General features: G+C 38.8%; 20 protein-coding genes and 1 tRNA gene. 9 read left to right on the top strand and 12 right to left on the bottom strand.

Features of this window, described 5'->3' with window-relative positions; translation table 11 throughout:
* Positions 1-3: 3 nt before the first annotated feature.
* The 3 genes from H6G69_RS09570 to H6G69_RS09560 all read right to left on the bottom strand — a co-directional run bounded on the left by H6G69_RS09570 (position 4) and on the right by H6G69_RS09560 (position 3,802).
* On the bottom strand, positions 4-2,292 hold the full coding sequence (locus H6G69_RS09570; protein ID WP_190685111.1) for a DUF262 domain-containing protein: 2,289 nt from the start codon (positions 2,290-2,292) through the stop codon (positions 4-6).
* A 31-nt stretch (positions 2,293-2,323) separates the two neighbouring features.
* Positions 2,324-3,124: a phosphoadenosine phosphosulfate reductase family protein gene (locus tag H6G69_RS09565; RefSeq protein ID WP_190685108.1), complete on the bottom strand. Its 801-nt coding sequence runs from the start codon at positions 3,122-3,124 to the stop codon at positions 2,324-2,326.
* A gap of 450 nt (positions 3,125-3,574) precedes the next feature.
* Entirely contained in the window at positions 3,575-3,802 is a 228-nt protein-coding gene (locus H6G69_RS09560; RefSeq protein ID WP_190685103.1) for a hypothetical protein, read from the bottom strand.
* Positions 3,803-3,908: 106 nt separating this feature from the next.
* Here H6G69_RS09560 and H6G69_RS09555 point away from each other — a divergent pair, with 106 nt between their 5' ends.
* Entirely contained in the window at positions 3,909-4,139 is a 231-nt protein-coding gene (locus H6G69_RS09555; protein ID WP_190685101.1) for a hypothetical protein, read from the top strand.
* A 68-nt stretch (positions 4,140-4,207) separates the two neighbouring features.
* Here the strand turns inward: H6G69_RS09555 and H6G69_RS09550 are convergent, their stop codons facing one another.
* Positions 4,208-4,447, bottom strand: a complete 240-nt coding sequence (locus H6G69_RS09550) for a hypothetical protein (protein WP_190685097.1) — start codon at positions 4,445-4,447, stop codon at positions 4,208-4,210.
* Positions 4,448-4,745: 298 nt separating this feature from the next.
* Here H6G69_RS09550 and H6G69_RS09545 point away from each other — a divergent pair, with 298 nt between their 5' ends.
* A complete protein-coding gene (locus H6G69_RS09545; RefSeq protein ID WP_190685095.1) occupies positions 4,746-5,642 on the top strand; it encodes a DUF4351 domain-containing protein in 897 nt (298 codons plus the stop codon).
* Positions 5,643-5,716: 74 nt separating this feature from the next.
* Here the strand turns inward: H6G69_RS09545 and H6G69_RS09540 are convergent, their stop codons facing one another.
* A complete protein-coding gene (locus H6G69_RS09540; protein WP_190685091.1) occupies positions 5,717-5,959 on the bottom strand; it encodes a type II toxin-antitoxin system Phd/YefM family antitoxin in 243 nt (80 codons plus the stop codon).
* 156 nt (positions 5,960-6,115) lie between these two features.
* Positions 6,116-6,751, bottom strand: a complete 636-nt coding sequence (locus tag H6G69_RS09535) for a Uma2 family endonuclease (RefSeq protein WP_190685089.1) — start codon at positions 6,749-6,751, stop codon at positions 6,116-6,118.
* A gap of 184 nt (positions 6,752-6,935) precedes the next feature.
* Here H6G69_RS09535 and H6G69_RS09530 point away from each other — a divergent pair, with 184 nt between their 5' ends.
* Positions 6,936-7,352, top strand: a complete 417-nt coding sequence (locus H6G69_RS09530) for a XisH family protein (protein WP_190685085.1) — start codon at positions 6,936-6,938, stop codon at positions 7,350-7,352.
* The gene (locus H6G69_RS09525) at positions 7,340-7,675 is read left to right on the top strand and encodes a XisI protein (RefSeq protein ID WP_190685082.1); all 336 of its coding nucleotides are present in this window, start codon (positions 7,340-7,342) and stop codon (positions 7,673-7,675) included. The genes H6G69_RS09530 and H6G69_RS09525 overlap by 13 nt, the downstream gene beginning before the upstream one ends.
* Positions 7,676-7,701: 26 nt before the next feature.
* On the opposite strand, the gene H6G69_RS09520 is transcribed toward H6G69_RS09525, so the two are convergent.
* The 3 genes from H6G69_RS09520 to H6G69_RS09510 form a co-directional block, all read right to left on the bottom strand.
* Positions 7,702-8,358 (bottom strand): type I restriction endonuclease subunit R, encoded by a 657-nt coding sequence (locus H6G69_RS09520; RefSeq protein ID WP_190685079.1) that lies wholly within the window; start codon positions 8,356-8,358, stop codon positions 7,702-7,704.
* Positions 8,359-8,456: 98 nt separating this feature from the next.
* Positions 8,457-11,984 (bottom strand): hypothetical protein, encoded by a 3,528-nt coding sequence (locus tag H6G69_RS09515; protein WP_190685076.1) that lies wholly within the window; start codon positions 11,982-11,984, stop codon positions 8,457-8,459.
* 58 nt (positions 11,985-12,042) lie between these two features.
* Positions 12,043-12,957 (bottom strand): DUF4007 family protein, encoded by a 915-nt coding sequence (locus H6G69_RS09510; RefSeq protein ID WP_190685074.1) that lies wholly within the window; start codon positions 12,955-12,957, stop codon positions 12,043-12,045.
* Positions 12,958-13,463: 506 nt separating this feature from the next.
* Between H6G69_RS09510 and H6G69_RS09505 the strand changes: the two genes are divergently transcribed.
* Positions 13,464-13,718, top strand: a complete 255-nt coding sequence (locus H6G69_RS09505) for a hypothetical protein (RefSeq protein WP_190685071.1) — start codon at positions 13,464-13,466, stop codon at positions 13,716-13,718.
* Positions 13,715-14,026 carry a type II toxin-antitoxin system RelE/ParE family toxin gene (locus H6G69_RS09500; RefSeq protein ID WP_190685069.1) on the top strand — a complete coding sequence of 104 codons (312 nt, stop codon included), beginning with the start codon at positions 13,715-13,717 and terminating at the stop codon, positions 14,024-14,026. Before H6G69_RS09505 ends, H6G69_RS09500 begins: the two co-directional genes overlap by 4 nt.
* Positions 14,027-14,334: 308 nt before the next feature.
* Here H6G69_RS09500 and H6G69_RS09495 read toward each other — a convergent pair.
* The 3 genes from H6G69_RS09495 to H6G69_RS09485 form a co-directional block, all read right to left on the bottom strand.
* Positions 14,335-14,406: transfer RNA gene (locus H6G69_RS09495), tRNA-Gly, on the bottom strand.
* A gap of 52 nt (positions 14,407-14,458) precedes the next feature.
* Positions 14,459-17,629, bottom strand: a complete 3,171-nt coding sequence (locus H6G69_RS09490; RefSeq protein WP_190685066.1) for an efflux RND transporter permease subunit — start codon at positions 17,627-17,629, stop codon at positions 14,459-14,461.
* Positions 17,630-17,756: 127 nt separating this feature from the next.
* Positions 17,757-19,223 carry an efflux RND transporter periplasmic adaptor subunit gene (locus H6G69_RS09485; protein ID WP_313950433.1) on the bottom strand — a complete coding sequence of 489 codons (1,467 nt, stop codon included), beginning with the start codon at positions 19,221-19,223 and terminating at the stop codon, positions 17,757-17,759.
* A 594-nt stretch (positions 19,224-19,817) separates the two neighbouring features.
* Between H6G69_RS09485 and H6G69_RS09480 the strand changes: the two genes are divergently transcribed.
* The 3 genes from H6G69_RS09480 (at position 19,818) to H6G69_RS09470 (ending at position 24,342) form a co-directional block, all read left to right on the top strand.
* Positions 19,818-20,693 (top strand): Npun_R2479 family HD domain-containing metalloprotein, encoded by an 876-nt coding sequence (locus H6G69_RS09480; protein ID WP_190685064.1) that lies wholly within the window; start codon positions 19,818-19,820, stop codon positions 20,691-20,693.
* A gap of 245 nt (positions 20,694-20,938) precedes the next feature.
* Entirely contained in the window at positions 20,939-22,057 is a 1,119-nt protein-coding gene (locus tag H6G69_RS09475; protein WP_190685061.1) for an ABC transporter permease, read from the top strand.
* A 185-nt stretch (positions 22,058-22,242) separates the two neighbouring features.
* Positions 22,243-24,342 carry a response regulator gene (locus tag H6G69_RS09470; RefSeq protein ID WP_190685058.1) on the top strand — a complete coding sequence of 700 codons (2,100 nt, stop codon included), beginning with the start codon at positions 22,243-22,245 and terminating at the stop codon, positions 24,340-24,342.
* Positions 24,343-24,551 lie beyond the last annotated feature (209 nt).

Below are 24,551 nucleotides of genomic sequence, written 5' to 3'. Positions count from 1 at the left end.
TGCTCAAGATAACCATTCATAAAGTCTTTTCCATAATATTTCATATATCCGTTGACTTCTTTTATCAACTAAATTTTGATTCCAAATTCCATCAATACCTACTTGAATGAGAGGTAATACATGATGGTTATAATCAGTTTTTTGTAAAATATTAATAGTTGAATCATTTAAGTTAATTCCTCGATTAACTGCAAATTCTTTTAATTTTGTTACCTTACTAGGGTCTTGTTCTGCAAGGTAGCTATAATAAATATATTTTTCAGCCCAGCCTTTATTGCTTGCAGAAATATTGATTTTACTGGGTAAAAGTGTCAAATTTCCTATTTTATCGTAATTATTATTTTCATATAATTCACTACCCCATCCAGCTTGAGCTTTTTCATCTTGAGGAGCAATGTGTTCAATTGTTTCTAAGTTAGAATCAATCCATTTATATGGATCAAGATATAAAGGGCTTGCTCCTGTTCTTCCAATTTTCATTAGTCCAGGATTATTAGAATCTACAATTGTATTATCAGCAGTTATAAATAAAATAAATTTACACACAGTTTGTGAAAGTTTATATCTAAAATTTTCTACTGCATTGCTAACGAAAGAATCTACATCTGTGATTCCATTTCTACTAAGTATTTCTAAAAATTTTAATTTTAATTCTTGCAGTGTTAAAGATTCGTTAGTATCCCAAGATAAATCTTGCTGTCGAAGTAGTTTTTTATATTCACTATCAGGATATTTTCCAGCAATTGCTGCACGCCACAAAGTAAAGAATGCTGCAATTGCCTTACAAACGCCTATAAATTCTTTTCTTCTATTGTCATCGGCTATACGCCGTGTGGAAGAAAAAAATCTTGAAAGAATAGTATGTGCCATTTCATGTTTTGCATCTAATAAATACAAAACACACATAGCCGCTTCTTTACTTTCAGCAGAATCTTTTAAGTTTTCACCGACAATATTAAATATGAAGTTAGCAATATTTTTTTTACTACTAGAATAAATTATAGATTTGCAGTAAACTGCAACATCCCCCATGTTACGAATGAAATTTTCTTTTTGTGGTAATGTTGTTAAATTATTATAATTGTCATTTAACCACCTTCTTTGTTTACTAAACTGCTTAGATAATTTACTACCGTTATAAGTTTGTGCATACAAAGTTAGATATTCATTTGTGCGTTCATTTTTACTATTGGCAGAAGTTAATTTATCAAAAAGAGAATCTACTTCAGAAAAATATTTTTTGAAATTAGATTCTTCAAATTTATATCCCAATGATGTTACAGAATTAATTACCAACGGCTTAAATGTTTCAAGGGCAGTCAAAGGAGTACCAGTTGCATTAAGAGATTGAAACATATCAAATGCTCTAACCTCTGAAGTGGGTACTATTGAAGTGAAACAACAGCATTTTAGTAAATAATAACTAAAACCTAATATTTGAATAAGGCTACAAGTAGTATTATCACGAGCTTTAACTAACTCAGTAATTGAATTGTTGAGTTCTGTTCTAGGATAATCCCAAAAATTTTCTTGGTTTATTTTACCAATGATATCTTCTGCTGTAGGGAAGATAAACTTTTTATTACCATTTTGAATATGAGCATCTTGTACATCTTGCAACCACTGATTTATTGTCTTAAGGTTGTTAGATAGTTTATTATTAATTTGAAAATCTGCTAAATTTATTTCTTGCTCTATAGAGCGTATAAATTTTCCTAAAAACTTTGTTACGTCTGATTGATAAAAATTACTAAAATCTTCAGGTTCATCTAGTATCCATTCATCCTCGCTTTCACGAATAATAATTGGTTTTCTAGAAGGTTTGCCACGAGTTTCAAGATTATAGGAAAAAATATTTTTTAATTTAGTCAAATAACTAGCAGTTGCTTCTTTTAAGCTTTCATGGCTATCATTTGAAAGTAATTGAGAATCTAATTCTTTCAATTTCTGGTAAAGACAACATCCTAATATAGCAATGGTAGACAATCTTTGTTGACCATCAATAATATTTTCAACTTTAGTAGGTAGTGCGCTTCTTTTGAGAGGGTCACTAATTTTTTTCCTTAATTCTTTATCTTCAACAGTAATAATTGTTCCTAAAAAATGTATTTCATTATCGTTATTAAGTACATCAGACATTCCGCTACATATATCATCCATCAATTGCTCAATATTTTCATTATCCCAACTGTATGGTCTTTGATACTGAGGGATATTATATCCAATTCTATCTCGTGCAAAAAAATCATAAACTGTTAAGCTGTTAACTTCAAAAGCTTGAATAATATCCATATAATACTCTTATCTAAACTAGATTTTATTTTTATAAATGACAAACTAAACAAGGTAACTCATCATCTTCTTGCTCTAAAAATTCTTCTAATACTTCACCTAAAGAACGTTTATGAGCAGCCTTTTTCTCTTTAGCCATTAACTTTTCATGTTGAGCAATAATTTCATCCTTGCGTGCTAGAAGCTGCAATAAACTTTCCCCATCAGTCCAGGTATAGGTTCTACCATCTCTATGATTAGATTCATACTCAACAGCCTTTTGAAATAAATCAGGATGTTCCTGCGCCAACATTACCCATTCATACTTGCGTTGGAAGAAACAGAAAAAACACCCAGAACGACTGCGCCAGCGATAATAGTCAGGGAGTCCAATACCACTTTCTTCTAAAAGCCGAATAATATCAGCCTTAACTAAACCCCTTTCCTTAAACGGAAACACAGGTGTAATATTCGGTTTAGTGGAGATATAACCATCACGGTTTTCATCAGCACGGATACCAATGTAACTAATAGCCTCATCATCCCCGACAAAATCCTCCAACGGCTTAATTTTCATCTTCACCGTACACCACCGCATCTGGGGGGAAGGTAACAAACCATCATGAATTGCTAACCAATGGTCAAAACCGCGTTTATCACTGAGATAATGAATTTTAATCCCCAGACGTGCCTTAATGCGGTCAAGATAATCGTAAGTTTCCGGTAATTCCTTATGGGTATCACAAAAAAAATATTCCATCTCTGGAATTTCCCTATGCAGTAACACCGCTAAAGCCGTGCTATCTTTCCCCCCAGAAAGCCCCAATATATGTCTAGTTCTTTTCTCCGCCATGCTGGTTTTTTAGTGCGTTTTGGCAACTATATTAATCGTGCTAATATCCTAGCAAATGTGTAAAGATATCGTGTAGCATTTGTAAACATAAAACAACAAAAACTAGTATTTTTACTGCAAAAATCGCCTTTACAGCCACAAAATAATTATATTTTTATACTTTTATATTCTTAAAACACGCAACAATTAAAATCGCCGCTACTACACCCAAAATTTGTATAATCAACAACCACATCAAACGCAGGCTACAAAAGCATTGATTTTAAGTCAGTCTAAGCTAAAAAACATTTAAATTGCATAATAGATTTCTGCCAAATTCTTGTGGGATGGGCCGGACAGCCCGCCCTAATTATCCAATTTAAATGCGTAACAGCTGATGCAGGTGAACTTAGTTTATGTAGCCCATAATGCAATCAGGGCTTAGTGCAAGACGTGAAAATACACAAAATATTACTTATCTTTTAACCGACGCTTCATTTCTAAGTATTGCTGAAACTTCGGCTCAGATATGCACTGATCAATAAATTTCTCTAGTTCATCCTTCATTGTACTGTCAATAAACTGACAATACTCCTTAAACACATCCTTCTTCCCTTCTGGAAGATAAAAACCAAGATACTCCTGTCCTTGACGCTTCTCTGTCACAAAAAATTTTTGCTGCTCATCAAAACTCATCATAAATCGTTAAGTTTCAATATTTCTTTTGTACAGTACGTACATATTGTACCGTACAATTGTCCAAGAAAAAGATTCATACTACTTTGCAACATTACACAGGTGCGTTATGGCGGAAGAATTTGTGAGGTTAGAAGATAGCAGTAGCAATCAAGTCCAGGTAAAGCGAGAAAAAATAAAGCACATATTAGTCGGTAGTCCTGAATTAGTCAGGAGAACAATCTACCAGCTACATACTACAGGTTATGCAGAAGTGGGTTCTTGGTCAAAACCAGTCATAGCAAGAAGTTTAGGTGAATTAGGCGATGTAGTAAGTGTATTAATTAGACAGCAAGGTTAGCACATATCTTGCACGAGGGCGACTGAAGTCGCGGCTACACAGACAAAACCCCTGACGCTCCTGCGTCGCTAACGCTGCGCTAACGGGTTCGGGGGTTCGCAATCGACGGGAACCGCCAAGACTGCGACCCCCTCACCGCCTGCGCGGGTTCCAAACCCTTGATATTGCGTTAGTCCGCGTGGTGCGCCAAGCGCAGCGCAAGCGCGATAGGCGGACTTCGTTTGTATAGCCGAGCCAGTGCGTTGGGCGGGCAATGCCCGACTTGAAGCATCTGGCGTGCGAATTCTATTCGCTGGGGCTAGGTGCAAGATGTGAATTAGGAAATCAAACCCGTCGAGAGTTGGTGCGATTAACTGAGATAGTTAGCTTGTATCTTGCACCTACCCGATATTCCGCCTCGGAATTTATTCCGAGTCTAATAGCATAAGTCCGTTTTAACGGACTAAAGGATTATTCTAGTCAGATTTATCTGACTTTCGCTATCAGCCAAGAAATTTATTTCTTGGCGGGATGAAAAGCTGGTGCAAGATAGGAGTTAGACGAGTCTAATCGCATCAACTCTTGATTTCAGAGAATCATTAACGTTCAATTCGGAGTAACAGCGAAGTGACGCGCTTTATACATGACAAATTCGCTAAAGACTATCTGGAAGAACTACTAAAAAATTACGGAGAAGTCAAAGCATCAGAAAAAATTTCAGGAGAAATCAAAGAAATAGATGTCTTCTTCACACCCAACAAACAGCAAACACCTAACTTACAAATCCTGGGTTTACTAGGAAGATTTGCCGAAAATCCAGCCATCATAGAACCATTCCGCAATCCAGCATCCACCGATGAAATCTGTGATTGTATACTCAAATTATTAGAAGTCAAAGCCTCACTACGGCGAGAAGCTAAAACCAACAAAACCAAACTTCAAGACTCAGAAATTCCCCAATTGTGGGTGCTAACTCCCACAGTATCCGAAACTAGACTATCTAGCTTTGGAACAGTCCAAAAACCCGATTGGATATCAGGAGTACATTTTCTCCCAGATGCACTACGCACAGCCATTGTCGCCATACATCAACTACCACAAACACCCGAAACACTATGGCTGAGACTTTTAGGTAGAGGAAACGTACAATCACAAGCAATTATGGAATTGCAAGCGTTACCATTAAATCATCCATACCAAAAAGCTACCCTCGAATTAGTTTACAACCTGCGGGAAAACTTAAAAATCAATCAAGAATTAGAAACAGACGATAGGGAGTTAGTTATGCGATTAGAACCACTTTATCAAAGAGATAGAGAACAAGCTATATGGGAGGGAAATAGACAAGGAGAAGAACGTTTAGTTCTACGTCAACTCAATCGCCGGCTTGGAGAAATTAACCAATCATTAATCGAGCAAATTCAAAAATTATCAATTGAACAATTAGAAAATCTCGGAGAAGCATTACTAGATTTTTCTAACATTGCTGATTTAGAAACTTGGTTAACCCAACAACAAGAATAAACAATTATCATGCGGTGCGTTACGCTTTACTTGAACGCACCCTACTTAATAATTGTTATCTTTCTTCATCAGGATTAATCCAGTTTTCTACGTTTAAATTCATCTAAAGGTAACAATCCTTCATCTACATCCGCTAAGTCTTCATCCAGTGGTTCAAGGGTAGAAAGTGTTTCTATGAGTGATTTCTTCTGAATAGGAGAGATGATAGCGAAGGGAACACCATTTTGAATGATAGTGAGGGTTTCACCTGTTTTTTGTACCTGGTTAATTAACTTTTGAACAGTTTCTGGCAGTTCTGCAAATATAATTTGCTGCATAGTAGTTTATAAAGGTTAAATGCTAGAAATTTACTTTGTGTTCTTTCTTTATCATAGAGTCTATTGATAAAGTAAATATACAAGGCTGTGTTACGGCTATGAAAGAATTTGGGAGTGTGAACCAATAATATCTAGCCGTAACGGACTATTGCCACCCTACTTCATACTATTAAAGCTTTCCCGAAACTGAGCAATTAAATCTTTTGGTTTCCCACCAGACATAACTAAACTAGCTAACAATTCCAAATCTAAATCTGGAAAAAGTTCACTTTTCGCTATTTGCTCATACTGCTTACCACGCAGATAATATAATAGAAATTGATTGTTCCGCCAAAACCAAACTTCCGACACACCTAAACCTTGATAAATTAATAAATCATCAATTCCCCCACTGGTGACAACTATTTCAATCGCCAAATCAGGAACAGGTTTTTCCGAATTAAAACAATAACATTCATCTGGTTCTATACCCCTAGCGGCTGCTTCTCTTCTAAAAGTAGTCGAACCTAAAGGATAAAAATCAATACCTTTTTCTATAAAATAGGTTTCCAACAATAAAGCAATAATCTTTTTATCCACCTCGTGGCGGCGACTCGGTGACATTATTTCTAAAGTACCTTCTAAATATTTAAAGCGATAGTGAGAATTATTTTGACAACTTTGCAATAGTGTTTCATATATATCCCAGCTAATTTCATTCATCAGCAAAATTTGGTCAGAATCAACATTTTGTAGTGCTGAATGACTTGTTAATTCTTCCCATAAACTTAATTTGGCTAGTAAACCTAACATTGTCACTACTCCAAAATCTCTTTGTTCTATTTCACTAGAATAATACTTGATTATAACAATCTGTATAATTCAAAATTACTCTTAATATTAACTGTGACAATTGCAGTAACCAATATCTTATTCAATCTCACATTTGATAGAATATTAATTATGTTAAAAATATATATAACAAACTTGTGTACTGATGTCAGCCAGAGATTTATTTCATGAAGCAGTCAAAAATGCCCTTCAAAAAGAAAACTGGATAGTTACTGATGATCCACTAGAAATCGAATTTGAGGAAGTAACTCTTAAAGTTGACTTAGGTGCGGAAAGGCTGATAGCCGCAGAAAGAGAAGGAGAAAAGATAGCTGTAGAAATTAAAAGTTTTGCCAGTAACTCGGCGGTTAGTGACTTTCACACGGCTTTAGGACAGTTCTTAAATTATCAAATTGCTCTTGAAGAAACTCAACCAGAACGTAGATTATATTTAGCAATCCCAGTTGACGCATATAGTACATTTTTTCAGACTAGATTAGCACAAATTGCAGTCCAAAAACATAAGTTAAAACTAATGATATATGAGCCAATCATGGAGGTAATTTTATCATGGACAGATTAGAGATATATCGTCAACATATCCAAAATTTGTTAACTAAACATAGTCAGTCTAAATCTAAGCATGAAGAAATTGAAAATCAATTATTATTTGATACAGCACATGATCATTATCAGTTGATGCGTATAGGTTGGAATGGTTTAAATCGTGTGTATCACAGTGTCATTCATTTTGATATTAAAAATGGCAAAATCTGGATTCAGCAAAATATGACAGATGTCGATTTAGCACAGGAACTCTTGGAAATGGGAGTACCAAAGGAAGATATTGTGTTTGGTTTACAACCACCATACAAACGTCCATACACGGGATATGGAGTGGCTTGAAGCATTTCAGGAATGCTTTTTTGAACTCAGTTAGTATCATCCTCAATCTGACTTCCTAGCTTTTTCAAAATCATTAGCACATCATAAAGTTCATTTTGTAGAGGTAAAAGGGAAAAAATACGCGAAATATCATATTGAGGTGTTCTCTGACGATTTAGTTTGATAAAAAAGAACTCTCCCCCATTAGTCGCCATCCCAAACACAGGTTTTTCTGCGTTAGGATTAACCATCATATAAGCTAAAACTTGAGGAATTGCCACATCAAGATTAATCGCTGTTCCCTTAGACTCCAAAACTGCAATCCACAGTCCTTTTGACACTACTAAAAAATCAATTCTTCCCCGTAAAATTTCCTCGCTAACTTCATCTAGTGGAACTAATGCACTAACTTCAATAGCAACTTCCCCTTGCATTTGAAAAGGCGGATCATAAAAACCTGCTAACTCAAGTAAGGGCGATAAAACCACTAAATTTACTAACCCTTCTGCTAGATGTCCGTTGGCTCGATGATAGCGGTATCTAGCTTTAATTCTATCTAATACTGTTTTTTCCTTATCAGTTAAATCAGCTAAATTTTCTCTCCACTCTGGAAAAAAATTAATATCAGCAGTACGAACTAAATTAAATTGCCTTTCTGCTTCATTAATTGTGGTAATTCTTTTAGTAATCGCTGTTTGGATCATCTTTTGATTTCTCTTAGCTGCTCGGTATGATTTATATCTAACTCGCTCTCGTGACGCAGTTGCGGTGCTAGGTTCTCTTTCTCATCATAATGCTTCTATTAACCAGCATTTTTCCCCGCTATTTCATCATTCCCCTTATCGCTAATTTGCGCCACCGTCTCAGGTAAATCAGGATTTAAAATGCGTTCACTCAACATTGCTAAAATCGCCTGTCTTAACTGTTGATCATCAGGCAATTTTGCTAAAATTTCGTCCACAATCTTTTCAACTTGCGACTCTCGCCCATGATCTACCCATACCATTTGATGGATTTCCTGACCATCAGGACGAGTCATGGTAATGCGTCGTGCTTCAAAACCTTCGCCTTTGGCGGCGACTTCTTTTTGCAAAGCTTCCAAATTCTTAAACCGCCGTACTAAATCGGCTAATTTCATCTCAAAGGCAACTGCATCATCATCAGTCCAAGATTCTGCCGGTTTATCTGCTACAATCATCACCAAAGCTTCTAACCATTGAGCATCAGTTTTAGTTTCATCTGACGCAGCGCGAATGAAGCGTTTGAGTAAAGGTTCAATACATTTTCCGGCTAAATAATTCGCCCTAACTCGCAAATCTTCCCGCAATTTTGTTTCTGGACTTCTTACCCCAAAGGCTTCATAAATCAGTTTTTGACAATCACTCAATAATTGATCATAAGCTGTATGAATATCTCTCAAAGCATGAACTAATTTAGTCCTTAAAGTTCTCGCCGTTAGCCCATCATCCCCAGTTTCCGTCCCAATTGCTGGTAAATTACAAGCTGCGGGTAAAGCTTTAAATAATAATTCATCCGGTTCAACAGTGGTTTGTAATGCTTTTAAAATTGCTCTCGGTTCTGTTGCTAGTCTTTTAGTTTGTTGAGTATATTTCGGCAGTTTTTTCACAAATTGATAAAGCGGAGTCACCACCGTTAATAAAGTAGTGTTACGCACTTTCCCCAATTTCTTTAACTGGGGATTACGTAAAATAACTTCCAATTCTTTGAATACTTCCGCCCTTAATCCCACAACTGCAAAATACTTAACTGCAAACCGTTCAGGATATTTAACTAATAATTCAAAATGTTCTGTTCCCAATACTGGAATAAATGTCCCATCTTGATACAGCCCCAAATCATCGGCGTGATACAATAACACAGCCGCTAAAATTACGGGAACTGCACCCTGTTTTACTCCATAAGGCGGTGCTGATAAATGTTGATAAAGTAAATCAAATGTTTGACTTTTCTCTGTAGCTGCTAGACAAAAATTTTCAACCGCTTCCCAGAGAGAATTTAACCCAGAATTTGCCGATGGTGGGTAAAAGTCCCAGTCTTCATCTTCTTGACGATGTATCCCTGTTTCCTCTAACAGAGAATAATACATACTCACTTCCGGGCCATATCCTTCTAAGCCCAATCTTTCCTCATGCTGATGTTCTAACATCGCCTGAATCAATTCCCGTCTAGCCTTCGCCCCTTGGGAGGTTAAATCACGGCGGTTGATTAATTCATTCCACAAAATGGGACTGTGATTGTAGGTGCGATCGCAAATCTCCGACAGCTTACTATTAAAGTCAGTAATGTTGTTTAATGTCTCGACTTGTCCCTGAATCCAACATTGCTGATTTACCCCAATACTAAAGGATTGATCTAAAGTTTCATCTAAAAATTCTTCCGCTTCTTGTAGGCGATAATTTACTTCTTTTCTCGCCACCCCATCAGTCTGCAACTCTTTGGCAGTTTTTTTAATATTGCTTAAAGCCACATATTCCAGAGTACGGATGCGTAATATCTCTAAATTCGCCGCACTCAAAATCACTAACGGCTTACCATCGCTAGTGGTAGTAGGGACGGAAGTAGTGGTTCGACTTCGCTCACCACCCAGAGGTTCTTCACCTACCCAATAACCAACAAAACCATCTGCATCTGTGCTACTACAAGTTAACTGAGTCAAATCTTGAGAACTATCTAAATAATGGCGTTCAAAATAACGCAAAGTCCCCGTTTTATAACTGTGACGTTGTGCAACTAAAGGCTTGAGGGGACGGTGTAGAGATAGTAGCTTGACGAGAGGCGATCGCTCTTGTCCGATATAATTACTTAATTCACTGTCAAAATTAAAATCCGAACCTTGCCAAATCCGTAATTCATCTAACTGACGACGGTGGGTAATCAGGTTTTGTTTTAAGAGTTTATCAATAATTTCTTGCCAGTAACTAATTTCTGTTGCGGTAGGGAAACTGCACATTGCTAGAGAGACTAAATTTCTAGTCGCCCGTAGTGAACCTGTAGGCGTAATGAGGTTCAAAATCCCAATAGTTTTTATTACTCTGAGACTATCTTCTTCTAAACGTTTAGCATCATTAACTAAGTCTTGAATTTCCACCCATCTTTGTAAATTTGAGCGAGAGGCTAAACCCATTCCCGCCGATTCAATAAAATAATCGTAAACTTGGTATAACTTAAGGCAAGGTAATTCAAAATCTTTAACCCTTACTTCTTCTAAAAAATTACGAAAAGATAAAGGCTCATAACTTGTTAAAAATGTAAATAAAGAACGGTCATTTTGAGCATAGCGTTGACAAAGCGTTGGTAAAACTAAAGCAGATAAAGGATGTAAGGGATAAACTTTTTTGATAATTGTAGCTGTTACTTCTTCATCTATAATGATTGGTTCTAAGTACTTATTCCATTCTTCAGAATAGCTATTAGTGGCACTTTCTATATTTTCTGCGGCTGAAGAGTCAATTGCTTCTCCAATCAGACTCATCATTTGACCAGATGATTCAGTAAAGGGAATATCTTCAAACCTCCCCTGAATTTTTGCCCATTCATTCTTTTGAATCGTTGCTAGTCTTTGACTATATTCACCAAAAGCTTGATGTAAAATCCCTAAAACATAAACAGGATATTGACTATCTTTTGGTAATTCAGCTAATTGTTGCAAAAGATATAAATCTTCATCACCTTGAGCATGAGCCGCATACTCTAGATTCTTACCTAATTCATCAATTACCAGGAAAATTCCCGTTCCTGATTCCTTAGCTAATTCTAATATCAAATGCGGAATTTCTCTGCTATCAACCTTACCACCATCATTAATTTCCGCTTCTAAATCTACCAACTGACGCACAACGCCGATTTTATTTTTTTGACTAGCAGTCCAAAAATTATCTACACCAGTCAACAAAGCCCGAATAATAGTATGGCTAATTGGTTCTCTTTGTCCCGTAGCTACAGCCCGAATTAATCCTTTAGGGTTAATTTTCTCTTGAATTAACTGATAAATCTCACTATCTTTACCTAATTTATCCTCAGCGATCGCTAAAGCTTTAAGATAAATTTTACTCTGGGATTTAGCCGCCAGAGAAATTAAATAATGAGCAAAAGCCGATTTTCCAGTTCCGTAAACACTAGTTAAAGTCCAAGCCCTATTCCCTTCATTATTATTAAAATTATTTAAAATTCGTTTGAGCGAATCAAGCGCTCTTTTCGTCAGTACATAACCGTCTAAAGCTTCCACACTATCTAAATCTCTTTCTAAATTAATAGACCGAGAATAGCGACGCTGTAAACTAAAATAATGGGATAGCTTTTTGTTAGTCATAATTTCACTCATGCTTCTTAATAAATATATAGATATAATCCTAATTTTTCTTTTAATCCTATTCTCTCAGATAATATCTATCTAAAATTTCTTCAGCTAATATCTCTGGATTTTCCGGTAAAGATAACTGAATCAAACCTGCGGTATCTTCCAGAATTATCGTGTTAAATTCCTTTGCAACTTTTTCAATAGCCGTAAATAAAACACTTTCTGTGAGTTTAAATACCATCCCTGGGCTACCTTCATCATAAAGTAACTTGCGAATAGTTATTGTATTGCTGTCTTGATTCGCCCAACTAGCATACTCTAAACAAGTTGCAACTATCACCGATGCAGGTAAATTAGCTTTCGCACCAATTTTAAACTGATAACTTTTGCCAAAATGACGAATTAAACCCAGTTCATTAAAAGGACAATCAATCGAATCTTCTATGGGGCTATTATCTCTCATAAAATCTTGTGTCGCATACATCCTTAAAATACAACTGATATCTTTCATAAAAGATGAATCAGCAATTCTTTTATCAAAACTCTTTATATAGTCTTGTAATCCTGCCAAAATGTCTTCTTTAGTAAAATCTAAATCTCGAAAAACATTAAAAATATAATACCAAGCCGCCGCTTCACAAGTTGGTTTCAACAAATTCCAATGTAATAACCACAATGAAGCCGGATCTTCTAAATAGGCATCCCAGCCATTATTTCCTAAAAGTTTTTCGCCAAATGTTGTCGGTGAGTTACTTTTATCAATTAGTTTAAACGCACTACACCAATAACGAATAGCACGTACCATATTTTTACCAACACCTAAACGCACAGGTGCATCATCTTGTAAGAAAACTCCTGGATTTTTCTTGGCTGCATCAAACCCTTTTTTCAACCAGCCAAAACGCGGATGAAAAGTTTCATGGTTAGCAAATGTTGGGTTAACAGCAGTTTCTAGATATTTGATGTTGAGATTGATTTGAATCATGATATGTACAATGGATACAAAAAATATTTTATTGATGATTATTCAAGGTAAATTATTTTACTTAAAATATATAAATTTCAATCTTACTAAGGATATTTTTACCTTTATTAAAAAAAAGAGCCTGCATCAACTCTGTGTATGATAAATTAGCTACACACAAAATCCAACTTAATCACTCTCTTGTTATAGTTTAATAAGTTTTTAATTTCGTTGTAAGAGCAGTTTGATTCTATTGATAGTAATGCACAGTTTAATCAGTAATTGGATAACAAGTATGAGCAGCTATGACATTATACATACTCGCTCAACAATTAGGTTAATGTGTAATAGAATAAAAAGGTTAAGAAAATGTTTGCAACATTCACAGTTGCATACTACTGCCTTGATGATATTGCTGGAAGGGAAGAAGCAGCAGAGGCTGTTAGTTCTTCTGTGGGGATGCCAACTTTAGAATAGGAAATAGGAAATATGATTGATGCGCGAGTTTCACTCTAGGGAGCAGTTAAATGACCATTGAGCAAGCCATTTTAGAAAAAGTGCGGGTATTATCACCAGAGAAGCAACAAGAGGTACTGGCGTTCATCGACCTATTACAAGCTGATGAATGGGAAAAGTTATACAAGGGAAGATTTAAGGAACTAAAGCAGGAAATTCATGTTGGAATAGAAGCAGCCGACCGGGGTGAATTAGTGGATGCTGAAGAGATATTTCAACGGTTACGCGCGAAACTGCAACAAAAACACGCTCAGGCTGGTCAATGAGCAATATTTGTAGGTTTACAGTTACAGCAAGTCGAGACATAGAGGCTATCATCGATTACATTGCTGACAATATTAGTTTTAATGCTGCGGAAAGCCTTCTCACCAAAAGTAACAACAAATGTGAAAGGTTAGCAAAATTTCCTCGTATGGGACGTAGGCGAGATGAATTAGCTCCTAATGTACGTAGCTTTCCTGTTAATGATTACCTGATTTTCTACCGTCCAATTGAGGAAGGTGTGGAAATTTTGCGTGTTGTTGGTGGGTATCAGGATTTAGAAGGCTTGTTTTTAGGACAGGATGAGGATTAACGGAATTGAGTTGGGATGAGTGGCGAATTAACAGAATTGCCTGAATTTTGGGAATTGACAAGGCTTGGCGAATTTTGCGAAATAGCTCGTGGTGGATAACCAAGACCAATAGGACTTACGCACAAAGATTGTTTGTGGAGACTGGGTTAATGGGTGTCGGGTTAATGGGTTTTGGATACATACACCCCTAAACCCCTAAACCCTTGATTTTTCGTTTTCATACGTAATATCATATCTTGTTAAAGACTTATCATTAAAGCCGCAGGGGGGCAAGGGTGCAAGGGGTCAGGGGAGAGGATTTTTTGAAAAGCGGGCGATGGGACTCGAACCCACGACGTTCACCTTGGGAAGGTGACATTCTACCACTGAATTACACCCGCGAGTAGTAACTTTTAACTGAGTCAAAGCTAATACATATTATACCATAATTGATTAGTTTTGGATTTCCGAGACAGAGGTGTTGTTTTGCGATCGCTCCTCCCTAACCTCTTTTTCATCAGCAGGCGGGTGTGGTTTTTTACCTAAGCCATAACGCAGTGTGTTCAACATCCAATTCTGGAAGTTATCAATGTAGCTAAAGATCACTGGGACTACTACCAAAGTCAGCAATGTTGAAGTTGTAAAGCCGCCCATAATAGCAATTCCCATTGGTTGACGTACTTCAGAACCTGCACCAATACCCAAGGCAAGGGGAAGAGTACCTGCAATTGTCGCTAAGGAAGTCATCATAATTGGACGTAGGCGAGATACACCCGCTTCTATTAGGGCTTGGCGTTGGTTTTTACCTTCTTGAATATTGATGATTGTGTAATCTACCAACAAAATTGAGTTTTTGGTGACAATCCCCAATAATAAAACGATACCAATCAATGCGTAAATTCCCAGAGGTTTTTGGGCAACCATTAAGGCGACCAATGCACCACCTAAACAAAAAGGCAGGGCGGCCATGATTGATAGAGGATGCAAGAAGTTGTTATATAGCAGGACAAGAATCGCATAGATGCACATGACGGCTAGGGCTAACGCACCGCCAAACCGACTAAATATATCTTGCATAATTTTGGCACTACCGGAAGCTTGTTGGGCAACACCGGGTGGTAAGTTTTGCATTGCTGGTAGTTCATTGACGGCTTTAACTGCTTCTCCCAGGGATATACCTTGCAAGTTGGCTTCAACCGCAACTTGACGGGCACGATCGTAGCGGTTGATAGTTGCAGGGCCGCTGCCAAAGCGGATATCTGCAACAGCCACCAGAGGCACTAAATTACCGTTTTGGCTGGGAACTTGCAAATTTTTGATATTATTTATGTCTGCACGGGCTGTCGGGTCAATTTGCACGCGAATCGGAATTTGCCGATCGCTCAAGTTAAACTTAGCCAAGCTAGCATCATTATCACCAATGGTAGCTAAAGAAGCTGTCCGGGCGATCGCTTGCACTGTTACCCCTAAATCGGCGGCGCGTTGGGGCTTAGGTATGACTAAAATCTCTGGTTTAACTAAACTAGCAGTAGACGACACTTCTACTAGTCCAGGAATGTTACGCATTTGTTTTTCTAAATCATTGGCGGCTTGAGTTAAAGCTTCGGGATTTTCACTCCGCAACACTATAGATAATCCTTTACGGCTATCTCCCGGCCCCTGGCTTTGAAAGCTAATTCTGGCCCCTGGGATTTCTTGAAATAGGGGGCGAATTTGTTCTTCAAATTGTTTTTGCGATATACTGCGTTCTTCTTTGGGCTTGAGTTGAATTGATAAAGTGGCTGAATTTATCTCTTCGGTGGCTAATATCTTTTCGACAATTGGGTTTTGTTTGATGATGTCAGTTGCTTGGGTGACTACTTTATTGACATCTGCCAATGTCGAACCCGGGGGAACTTCAACCGAAACATTAGAAATGCCAAAGTCACCATCATCAACAAAACCCTTGGGAATCAAGGGAACTAACATCAAACTGGCCATGAAAAAAGCCATTGCGATCGCTAGTGTGGTTAACTTATGGCGTAATGCTGTTTGTAATAATAATTTGTAAGGCTGAAACTGTTGTTTTGGCTGGTTAACTTTTGATGAGCGATAAAATAACTTACCCAATCTGGTCTTCGCCTGTACTGCACTGGGTTGGGCTGGTTCTTTTAATAGATACGCCCCCATCATTGGTGTAATCATCCGCGCTACCATTGTGGAGAAAATAGTAGACACGGCAACAGTCACGCCAAAGGGTTGAAAGAACTGCCCCGGAACGCCACCCATAAATGCTACCGGGAGAAATACAGCGATAATCGTTGCCGAACTCGCCATCACTGCTAACCCCACCTCATCGGAGGAGTCAAACGCCGCTTGCCAAGGGGTTTTCCCCATTGCCATATGGCGTTCCATATTTTCAATTTCCACCACGGCATCATCTACCAAGTTGCCCACAGCTAAAGCTAAGGCCAATAAAGTCATGTTGTTGAGGGTGTAGCCCAAAGCTTGCTGCACTGCAAAAGTGGGAATCATCGATAAAGGCAAAGCCACCGCAGTAATTAAAGTAGCTCGCCAGTTCTTTAAAAACAGTAAAATGACAATGACTGCCAATAACGAAGCTAAAATCAAATCATCAATCGTACTTTGATAAGATTGGCGGATAATATCGGCTCTAGTAAAAATTAACTCTACTTTGACATCGGGCGGCAAAGTTTTTTGGAGTTGGGCGACTGCGGCTTTCACACCTTCTTCGACAGTCACAACCACACTGCCAGTGCTACGCAACACCTGAAAAGCAACCACAGGCTGATTATTCAAGCGCGCAGCTTGACGTACATCAGCAAATTTATCTTCGACAGTTCCCAAGCTGGATAACGGTACAGAACCACCACCAGGTAGAATAATTTCATAGGCTTGCAACGCCGCCACACTCGGCGCACTGCCAAGGGTGCGGATACTTTGTTCACTACCCCCGACTTCGGCGCGTCCCCCTGGTAAGTTGATATTCAAAGCGCGGATTTGGTCGTTGACTTGGGTAGCGGTAATGCCCAAAGATTCTAAGCGCGATGGGTCAAGATTAATCCGAATTTCCCGGTCAACACCACCGATACGTTTAACTTGGGCCACACCTTTAACTGCTAACAAGGCGCGGCTGATAGTTTGGTCTACGATATTGCTGAGTTCTTCTACAGAACGCTGATCTGATTTAACTGCATAAAAGATGATGGGGCCGCCAGCAAATTCTAGGCGTTGCACCACTGGGTCGTTAACATCTTGAGGCAAACTTTGGCGAATTTGGGCGATCGCATTTCGCACATCATTAGTAGCACGGTCAGTATTTGTCCCTAAAACAAAATTAATCGTTGTCGTCGATTTACCATCAACAACAGTAGAAATCATATTATCAATGTTGCCCAACCCAGCGACGGCATCTTCAATTTTCTTCGTCACTTGCGATTCCAGTTCGGCTGGCCCTGCACCTGCTTGGGTGACTGTCACAGAAACCGCCGGCACATCAATATTAGGGTTGGTGTCAATGCCCAAAGAAATAAACGAGAACCAACCAACAACAGTCAAAATTAAAAATAAAACTATTGTGGGTACAGGTTTTTTGATTGACCAAGCCGAGATATTAAAAGACATTTGAGGAAGTGTGAAGTGTGAAGTATGAAGTATGAAGTATGAAGTGTGTAGACGCGCTTTGCGCGGCTTCCCAAAGGGTCGGATGAAGTGTGAAATTTCCTCCTTTTGCCTGCTGGACAAATGACTCTTAACTTTTAACTCTTACCCTATCGCCATCTTTGAGATAGCCTGCACCATCAACAACAACGCGATCTCCTAATTGCACGCCGTTCTTAATTTCGACTAAATCAGTATTAATGGGTTCTCCTACTTCAACTTTTTGACGGCTAACTATGTCATCTGGGGATAAAGTAAATAAAATTACACTGCCATCTGGTTGTGATTGGACTGCTTTTTGCGGTACTGCCATTGTGAGTGATGTATTTGTGGTGATTGCGGCCCGGGCAAACATACCAGGCCTCAGTAAGTCTGTCAGGGGCAGGTCAATTTTGACGGTGGCTTCTCGGCGCTTATCATTAACTATCGGTTGGATTTCTCTGACTCTGCCTGGCAACTGCACCCGTTGATCAATATCAGAGGCGATTTGCACAGGCGCGCCTATTTCTACCTGTGCAAGTTGGATTTCTGGCACTTGCGCTTGCAGTTCTAATTTACCGCCACGAATAATCGAAAATAGTTTTTGCGTCCCACCCACAATAGTTCCCACTTGCGTTTGGGGCGGTATACCTGTCACGTCTCCAACTCTGGCTAGCTTCTCGGCAATTACGCCCGAAATTGGCGCGCGAATCACTGTTTGCTTTAACTGAGTTTGTAGTTGTCTAATCCTAGCGATACTACTTTGCACATCAGCTTTGGCTTTGTAGATATTGGCTAAAGCACCACCGGTATCAGCCTGAACGCTCAAGACATTGGCTTGCGCACTGCGAATATTTTCTTGGGCAACAGTAACAGCCGCCGCCGCAGTTCTCAGAGTGTAGGAACGTGCATCGAGTTCTTGCTGGCTAATAGCTCCGGCGGTGGCTAATTTTTGATAACGTTGAAAATTCTTGGCGGCTTCTTCTAATTTCGCTTTGGCTTGGGCTAAATCTGCCTTTCTTTGCTGTACTACTGCTTGATATGACAAGACATTTGCTTGCTGCGATCGCATATTTGCCTGTCGAGAGCCAACATCAGCTTGTCGAGATTCCACCTCCGCTCTCGCTTCGCTAAATTGGGCTTGCAGCATTGAATTATCTAAGATAGCTAAGACTTGACCTTGTTTGACATAGGCTCCTTCTTTAATATCTTCAGGAATAATTTTGATTTGTAAACCATTCACCTGGGGCAGAACGGGAATTAAATCACGGGCTGCAATTGTCCCTGTAGTATTGAGACTGCGAACTACACGCGTAGTCTCTACCGTAGCAACCGTGACTGTCATTACCGGGTTCGGTTTAGTTGTAGCTTTATTTGCCACTGCTTTTGGCTGCGAGACTGGGAGTTGACTAACTACACCTATACCACCCAAAGCGATCGCAATTCCTAAACCAGTACCAATTCCTAGGGGCATCAGCCAAGACGGTTTTTGCTTCTGTTTCGCTGGCTGAGATAAATTGTCTTGATAGACTTTCGCCCCAGGCTCTAGCTGTTGTTCTGGAATACTTTCATCTTTCACTCTCTGCACCTCTACTTCTGGAAATCCACAAATCTGTAAGTATTTTTAAGAAATTCTGAGACTCATTACCATATATTAAATTTGGCATTTGTCTCCAATTTTGACTGTAATAATCCCCATTATGATAACCATGACATAGGTCATGTTTTTTATCATTACTTAAAATAAAAAACAGTAATTATACCGAATTTATGAGTCAGTTAATTTTCGCTTACTGGTAAGTGAGTTTGCTAAATTCCCGCTCAAAAAACCAAACTTTTTCCCTGATAGTTTCCTAAGCTTGATTTGACCGTTATTTTGAAGTTCACACAGCTTAATTAGAGTCACATAGCTTTTGTATTCAGATCACCGCCACTCATAGCATTCGTATGAAATACTGATGAACATGAGAATATGGTGATTCTCAAGACTTCCAGCTAACAACTAACAAAGCACAGCCTATTTAATTATCTGAGCAAGAGTTCAAAGCAGCTAGCGTCCACACTTATATATAAGTTACAAAGGAGAAGTCTGCATTGGATTACTAATCAAAATTTTGATTTTGCCCAATTGAAAATACCAATAGATATTTTTATCTGAACAGAGCTACCCAATATGTTCAACGCCACTGAAATTTTAATAGATGCTTTTGTCAACCAAATTCGAGAAGGCTACAGTCGCACCTACGGCTGTCTCAAAAATGAATATCAAGACATCATAGCCTGGGCGGGAAGTATGGCGTTGGAAAATATTGCCAATAGCGATGCCTTGTATCACAATGTCGAACACTCTATCTTAGTCACCTTGGTAGGCCAGGAAATTTTACGAGGTAAACACATCCGCGAAGGTGGTGTGTCTAGTGAAGATTGGTTGCACTTTATCATCTCCTTGGTTTGTCATGATATCGGTTATGTCAAAGGAGTTTGTCGCCAAGACCAAGAAGCAGCAGGTTTATACGCCACAGGTAAAAACGGGAGAATGATTTCTCTGCATCCTGGTGCTTCTGATGCCAGTCTCACCCCCTATCATGTCGATAGAGCCAAGCTATTTATTGATGAGCGTTTTGGCGGTCATAAGTTAATCGATGCAGATGTAATTAAAAGCAATATAGAATGGACACGCTTTCCTGTACCCACAGCCGAAGATCATCAAGATACAGTTAACTTTGCAGGTTTAGTCCGTGCTGCTGATTTAATTGGACAATTAAGTGACCCCCGTTATCTCAAGAAAATTACTTCATTGTTCTATGAGTTTGAAGAAACGGGCATGACCAAAGTTTTAGGATACGAAACTCCAGCCGATTTACGCAAAAATTACGCCAAGTTTTACTGGAATGGAGTTCATCCTTATATCAAAGATGGTCTGCGTTATTTATCGCTAACCCAACAAGGCAAACAAATTATTGCTAATCTTTACTCCAATGTGTTTGTAGTGGAACACGAAAAAAGTCAGGAAGAACATCGATATCTAGTTGAGCAATTGCACGCTTAGTTAATTGTCCAGAGTCCACATTAACGGGGAATGGGGAAAAGTAGAGTAAAATTTCTTTGATATTTTGTCAGAAAAAAATTTAGCTGCAAGATTTGGGTCTGATTCTTTCAAGCTTTACCTGTTACCTCTTCCCTATTTCCCCCTTGGTTAAAGGTTGAAAGTCATGAACTTTGATATTTAACTCTTGACTATTAACTCTTAACCATTGACTATTGACTATTGACCCTTGACTCTTGACTAAAACTATGAATTGGTGGCAAAGACTCCAGAAAAATCCTTTGGCACGATTTGGAGCGATTTTGCTGTTAATTTTCTATTTAACAGTGATTGCAGCGGATTTTGTTGCTCCTTATGACCCTTATGCTTCACAGGCAAATGGTTCACTGCTACCACCAACTCGGATTTATTTAGTTTCGCGGTCAACCAACAAGTTTATTGGCCCACATATTTATCCGACAACTCAAGGACAAACTGACATTCAAACAGGCGATCGCCAATTAAATGTAGACTTTAACAAGCCTTCTGCTTTGCGCTTATTTGTCAACGGCCCGGAATATAATTTATTTCAGTTAAGTTTACCTCTACCGCCTAAATGGGATGAAGTCACAGTTATTCCCGGAATTCCTCTCAAGTGGCATTTGTTCGGCGCAGATAACGAGGCGAAATTCAACATTCTCGGTACTGATGACCAAGGACGCGACCAATTTAGTCGCTTACTGCATGGTGGCCGCATTAGTTTGTTTATCGGAATTATCGGCGTAATTTTTACCTTTCCGTTTGGCTTGCTGTTAGGTGGAATTTCTGGCTATTTTGGTGGTTGGTTAGATAGTTTCATCATGCGACTAGCCGAAGTTTTAATGACTTTCCCAAGTATTTATCTGTTGGTGACATTGGGAGCAGTCTTACCACCTGGTTTAAGTAGTACTCAGCGATTTTTGTTGATTGTCGTCATTACTTCGATAATTAGTTGGGCAAGTTTAGCCAGGGTTATTCGCGGACAGGTACTCTCAATTAAAGAGCGAGAATTTGTCCAAGCGGCTAGAGCAATGGGAGGCAAACCACTCTACATCATTCTCCGTCATGTTTTGCCTCAAACAGCCACATACGTAATTATTTCCGCAACTTTGGCAGTTCCGAGTTTTATCGGTTCAGAAGCTGTATTAAGTTTAATTGGGTTAGGAATTCAACAGCCAGATCCTTCATGGGGCAATATGCTTTCTCTGGCCAGCAATGCTTCGATTTTAGTGCTACAACCTTGGTTAATCTGGCCGCCAGCCGTATTGATTATTCTCACAGTCTTAGCTTTTAATTTACTTGGTGATGGTTTACGCGATGCGCTTGACCCGCGTAGTTTGCAACGCTAAACTCAACGGCTTCATTGGGTTTTGAATTGGTTATGACTATTTGATTATTCATTAATAACTCATCACAAATGCCGATTGACAACCTCACAAGTTGAGGCAAACTTTGTCGTGTCATAATAATTCCAGCAATCTCCTTTGAAAAGATTGAACCTAAAAATTTAACCGAAATATAGTGCGAAAAACTCATGCAGCCTGAACCCAAAGTCAACATCCTTTTGGTAGATGACAAAGTTGAAAATTTGTTGGCATTAGAGGCAATCTTAGAAAGACTAGGAGAAAATTTAGTCAAAGCAACGTCTGGGGCCGAAGCTTTGCGGTGTCTGCTGCATCAAGATTTTGCTGTAATTTTGCTGGATGTACAAATGCCAGGAATGGATGGTTTTGAAACTGCTAACCTCATCCGTTCGAGAGAGCGATCGCGTCAAACTCCAATTATCTTTTTGACAGCCTTTAGTACTAGCGATCAAATGCTATTCAAAGGTTATGCTTTGGGTGCAGTTGATTATTTGCTTAAACCTATAGATACGAATATTCTGCTATCAAAAGTTACAGTATTTGTTGAACTATTTAAGAAGACTCAAGCAATCAAAGCACAAGCAATTCAACTGGCATCTGTAAACGCAGAATTGCGTCAAAGTGAAGAGCGTTTTCGTTCTTTAAGTACCTGCTCTCCTGTCGGTATTTTTGAAATCGATACTACAGGTCAATGTAAGTATACTAATCCCCACTATCAAGCAATTTGTGGTGTGAGTGCCTCAGAGAGTTTGACAAAAATCTGGCTAGAATTTGTCCATCCCGAAGAACAAGAACGCGCGATCGCCCATTGGTCTAGTTATATTGATCAAGGTAGCCCAGAATATTTGGAAGATTTTCGTTTTTTAACTGCCAAGGGAGAAACCCGTTGGGTACAAGTGCGCTCATCGAGAATGCTTTCGGCTCAAGGCAAATTATTAGGATATGTAGGGACTTTAGAAGATATTACAGAACGTAAGCAAGCGGAAGAAGTACGCGCTCAAATCATTCGAGAACAAACCGCAAGACACGAAGCCGAAGCTGCAAATCGGATGAAAGATGAATTTTTAGCCGTGCTTTCTCACGAACTGCGCACACCTTTAACTTCGATGTTGGGTTGGTCAAAAATCCTACGTTCTAAAAAACTTGACGATAAAGCTACAGCCAAGGCCTTAGAAGCCATTGAACGCAATGCGACTTCGCAAGTACAACTAATTGAAGATATTTTAGATGTCTCACGAATTATTCGCGGTCAGCTACAACTGAATTTGTGTGCGGTGAATTTAATTACGGTGACAGAAGCAGCCTTAGAAGCAGTACGTCCTTTAGCCGAAGCCAAAAGTATTCACATCAATGCCATTCTCGATTCTTCAGTGAATTCAGTTTGCGGCGATCCTGCCCGTTTACAGCAAGTAATCTGGAATTTACTGACTAATGCGATTAAGTTTACACCCAAAGACGGTAATGTAGAAGTTCATTTAGAAACTGTACACCTAAGTAATCAAGAAAATTGCGAGTTACTTCCCTGCGGCGAAATTACACTTTCGGCTGGTTTAGCTCCTATTCGCTTCTTTACCTCTTCCTATGTGCAAATTCAAGTGATTGATACAGGAATTGGCATTGAGCCAGATTTTTTACCCAAAGTCTTTGAACGTTTTCGCCAGGCAGATAGCACGACAACGCGATCGCATAATGGATTAGGATTGGGATTAGCGATCGTGAGACATTTAGTAGAACTTCACGGAGGTCAAATTCTTGCAGAAAGCCCCGGAGCAGGTCAAGGAGCTACTTTTACTGTGAGATTTCCTTTGATGCCAAATAATAGCACTAACAGTAAAAGCGAAAATCCTCTTTATTGCACAGCCAATAGACCCCTAGCCGGATTAAAAGTCCTGATTGTAGATGATGAAACTGATACTCGCAATTTTTTGGCATTCATGTTTGAAGAGTATGGGGCAATTGTGACAGCAGTCGCATCAGTGGATACAGCTTTGGCAATACTCGAACAAACTAAGCCAGATTTCTTAATTAGCGACATCGGCATACCAGAGCAAGATAGCTACAATTTAATTCACAAAGTCCGGGCCTTACCACCAGAATATGGCGGTTCTATTCCGGCGATCGCTTTGACTGCTTATTCACGCGAAGAAGACCGCTTAAAAATTTTAGCAGCAGGTTTTCAACAGTATTTAACCAAACCTGTTGACCCCGATAATTTAATTGATGTTGTTACCAGTGTTTTGAAATTACCTTCGTCAATTTCAGTTAGTTAAAATTTTCATCAAGTGAATCATCTCTTATCAAAGAGGAAAGGGAAATAGGACTTACACACAAAGATTGTCTGTGGAGGCAGGGTTAATGGGTTTTGGATACATACACCCGCCCCCTTATCCAAACCCTTGATTTTTCGTTTTCATACGTATTCTTGGGAAATGCCCTTTTTTCCGATTCTCTACTGCAAAACAAAATCCACCTAAACAAC

Origin of the sequence: Nostoc sp. FACHB-110 (assembly GCF_014697425.1) — a bacterium.
Classification (GTDB): Bacteria; Cyanobacteriota; Cyanobacteriia; order Cyanobacteriales; family Nostocaceae; genus Nostoc_B.
The sequence above is the reverse complement of the archived record's forward strand: the minus strand, read 5'-3'. Positions and strand labels throughout refer to the sequence as shown.

Excerpts from the sequence above, each read along its gene's own strand:
- H6G69_RS09540 (WP_190685091.1), bottom strand. The coding sequence starts at position 5,959 with ATGCAGCAAATTATATTTGCAGAACTGCCAGAAACTGTTCAAAAGTTA.
- H6G69_RS09535 (WP_190685089.1), bottom strand. The coding sequence starts at position 6,751 with ATGTTAGGTTTACTAGCCAAATTAAGTTTATGGGAAGAATTAACAAGT.
- H6G69_RS09490 (WP_190685066.1), bottom strand. The coding sequence starts at position 17,629 with ATGTCTTTTAATATCTCGGCTTGGTCAATCAAAAAACCTGTACCCACA.
- H6G69_RS09480 (WP_190685064.1), top strand. The coding sequence starts at position 19,818 with ATGTTCAACGCCACTGAAATTTTAATAGATGCTTTTGTCAACCAAATT.
- H6G69_RS09505 (WP_190685071.1), top strand. The coding sequence starts at position 13,464 with ATGACCATTGAGCAAGCCATTTTAGAAAAAGTGCGGGTATTATCACCA.
- H6G69_RS09470 (WP_190685058.1), top strand. The coding sequence starts at position 22,243 with ATGCAGCCTGAACCCAAAGTCAACATCCTTTTGGTAGATGACAAAGTT.
- H6G69_RS09530 (WP_190685085.1), top strand. The coding sequence starts at position 6,936 with ATGTCAGCCAGAGATTTATTTCATGAAGCAGTCAAAAATGCCCTTCAA.
- H6G69_RS09565 (WP_190685108.1), bottom strand. The coding sequence starts at position 3,124 with ATGGCGGAGAAAAGAACTAGACATATATTGGGGCTTTCTGGGGGGAAA.
- H6G69_RS09475 (WP_190685061.1), top strand. The coding sequence starts at position 20,939 with ATGAATTGGTGGCAAAGACTCCAGAAAAATCCTTTGGCACGATTTGGA.
- H6G69_RS09500 (WP_190685069.1), top strand. The coding sequence starts at position 13,715 with ATGAGCAATATTTGTAGGTTTACAGTTACAGCAAGTCGAGACATAGAG.
- H6G69_RS09525 (WP_190685082.1), top strand. The coding sequence starts at position 7,340 with ATGGACAGATTAGAGATATATCGTCAACATATCCAAAATTTGTTAACT.
- H6G69_RS09560 (WP_190685103.1), bottom strand. The coding sequence starts at position 3,802 with ATGATGAGTTTTGATGAGCAGCAAAAATTTTTTGTGACAGAGAAGCGT.
- H6G69_RS09510 (WP_190685074.1), bottom strand. The coding sequence starts at position 12,957 with ATGATTCAAATCAATCTCAACATCAAATATCTAGAAACTGCTGTTAAC.
- H6G69_RS09520 (WP_190685079.1), bottom strand. The coding sequence starts at position 8,358 with ATGATCCAAACAGCGATTACTAAAAGAATTACCACAATTAATGAAGCA.
- H6G69_RS09570 (WP_190685111.1), bottom strand. The coding sequence starts at position 2,292 with ATGGATATTATTCAAGCTTTTGAAGTTAACAGCTTAACAGTTTATGAT.
- H6G69_RS09515 (WP_190685076.1), bottom strand. The coding sequence starts at position 11,984 with ATGACTAACAAAAAGCTATCCCATTATTTTAGTTTACAGCGTCGCTAT.
- H6G69_RS09555 (WP_190685101.1), top strand. The coding sequence starts at position 3,909 with ATGGCGGAAGAATTTGTGAGGTTAGAAGATAGCAGTAGCAATCAAGTC.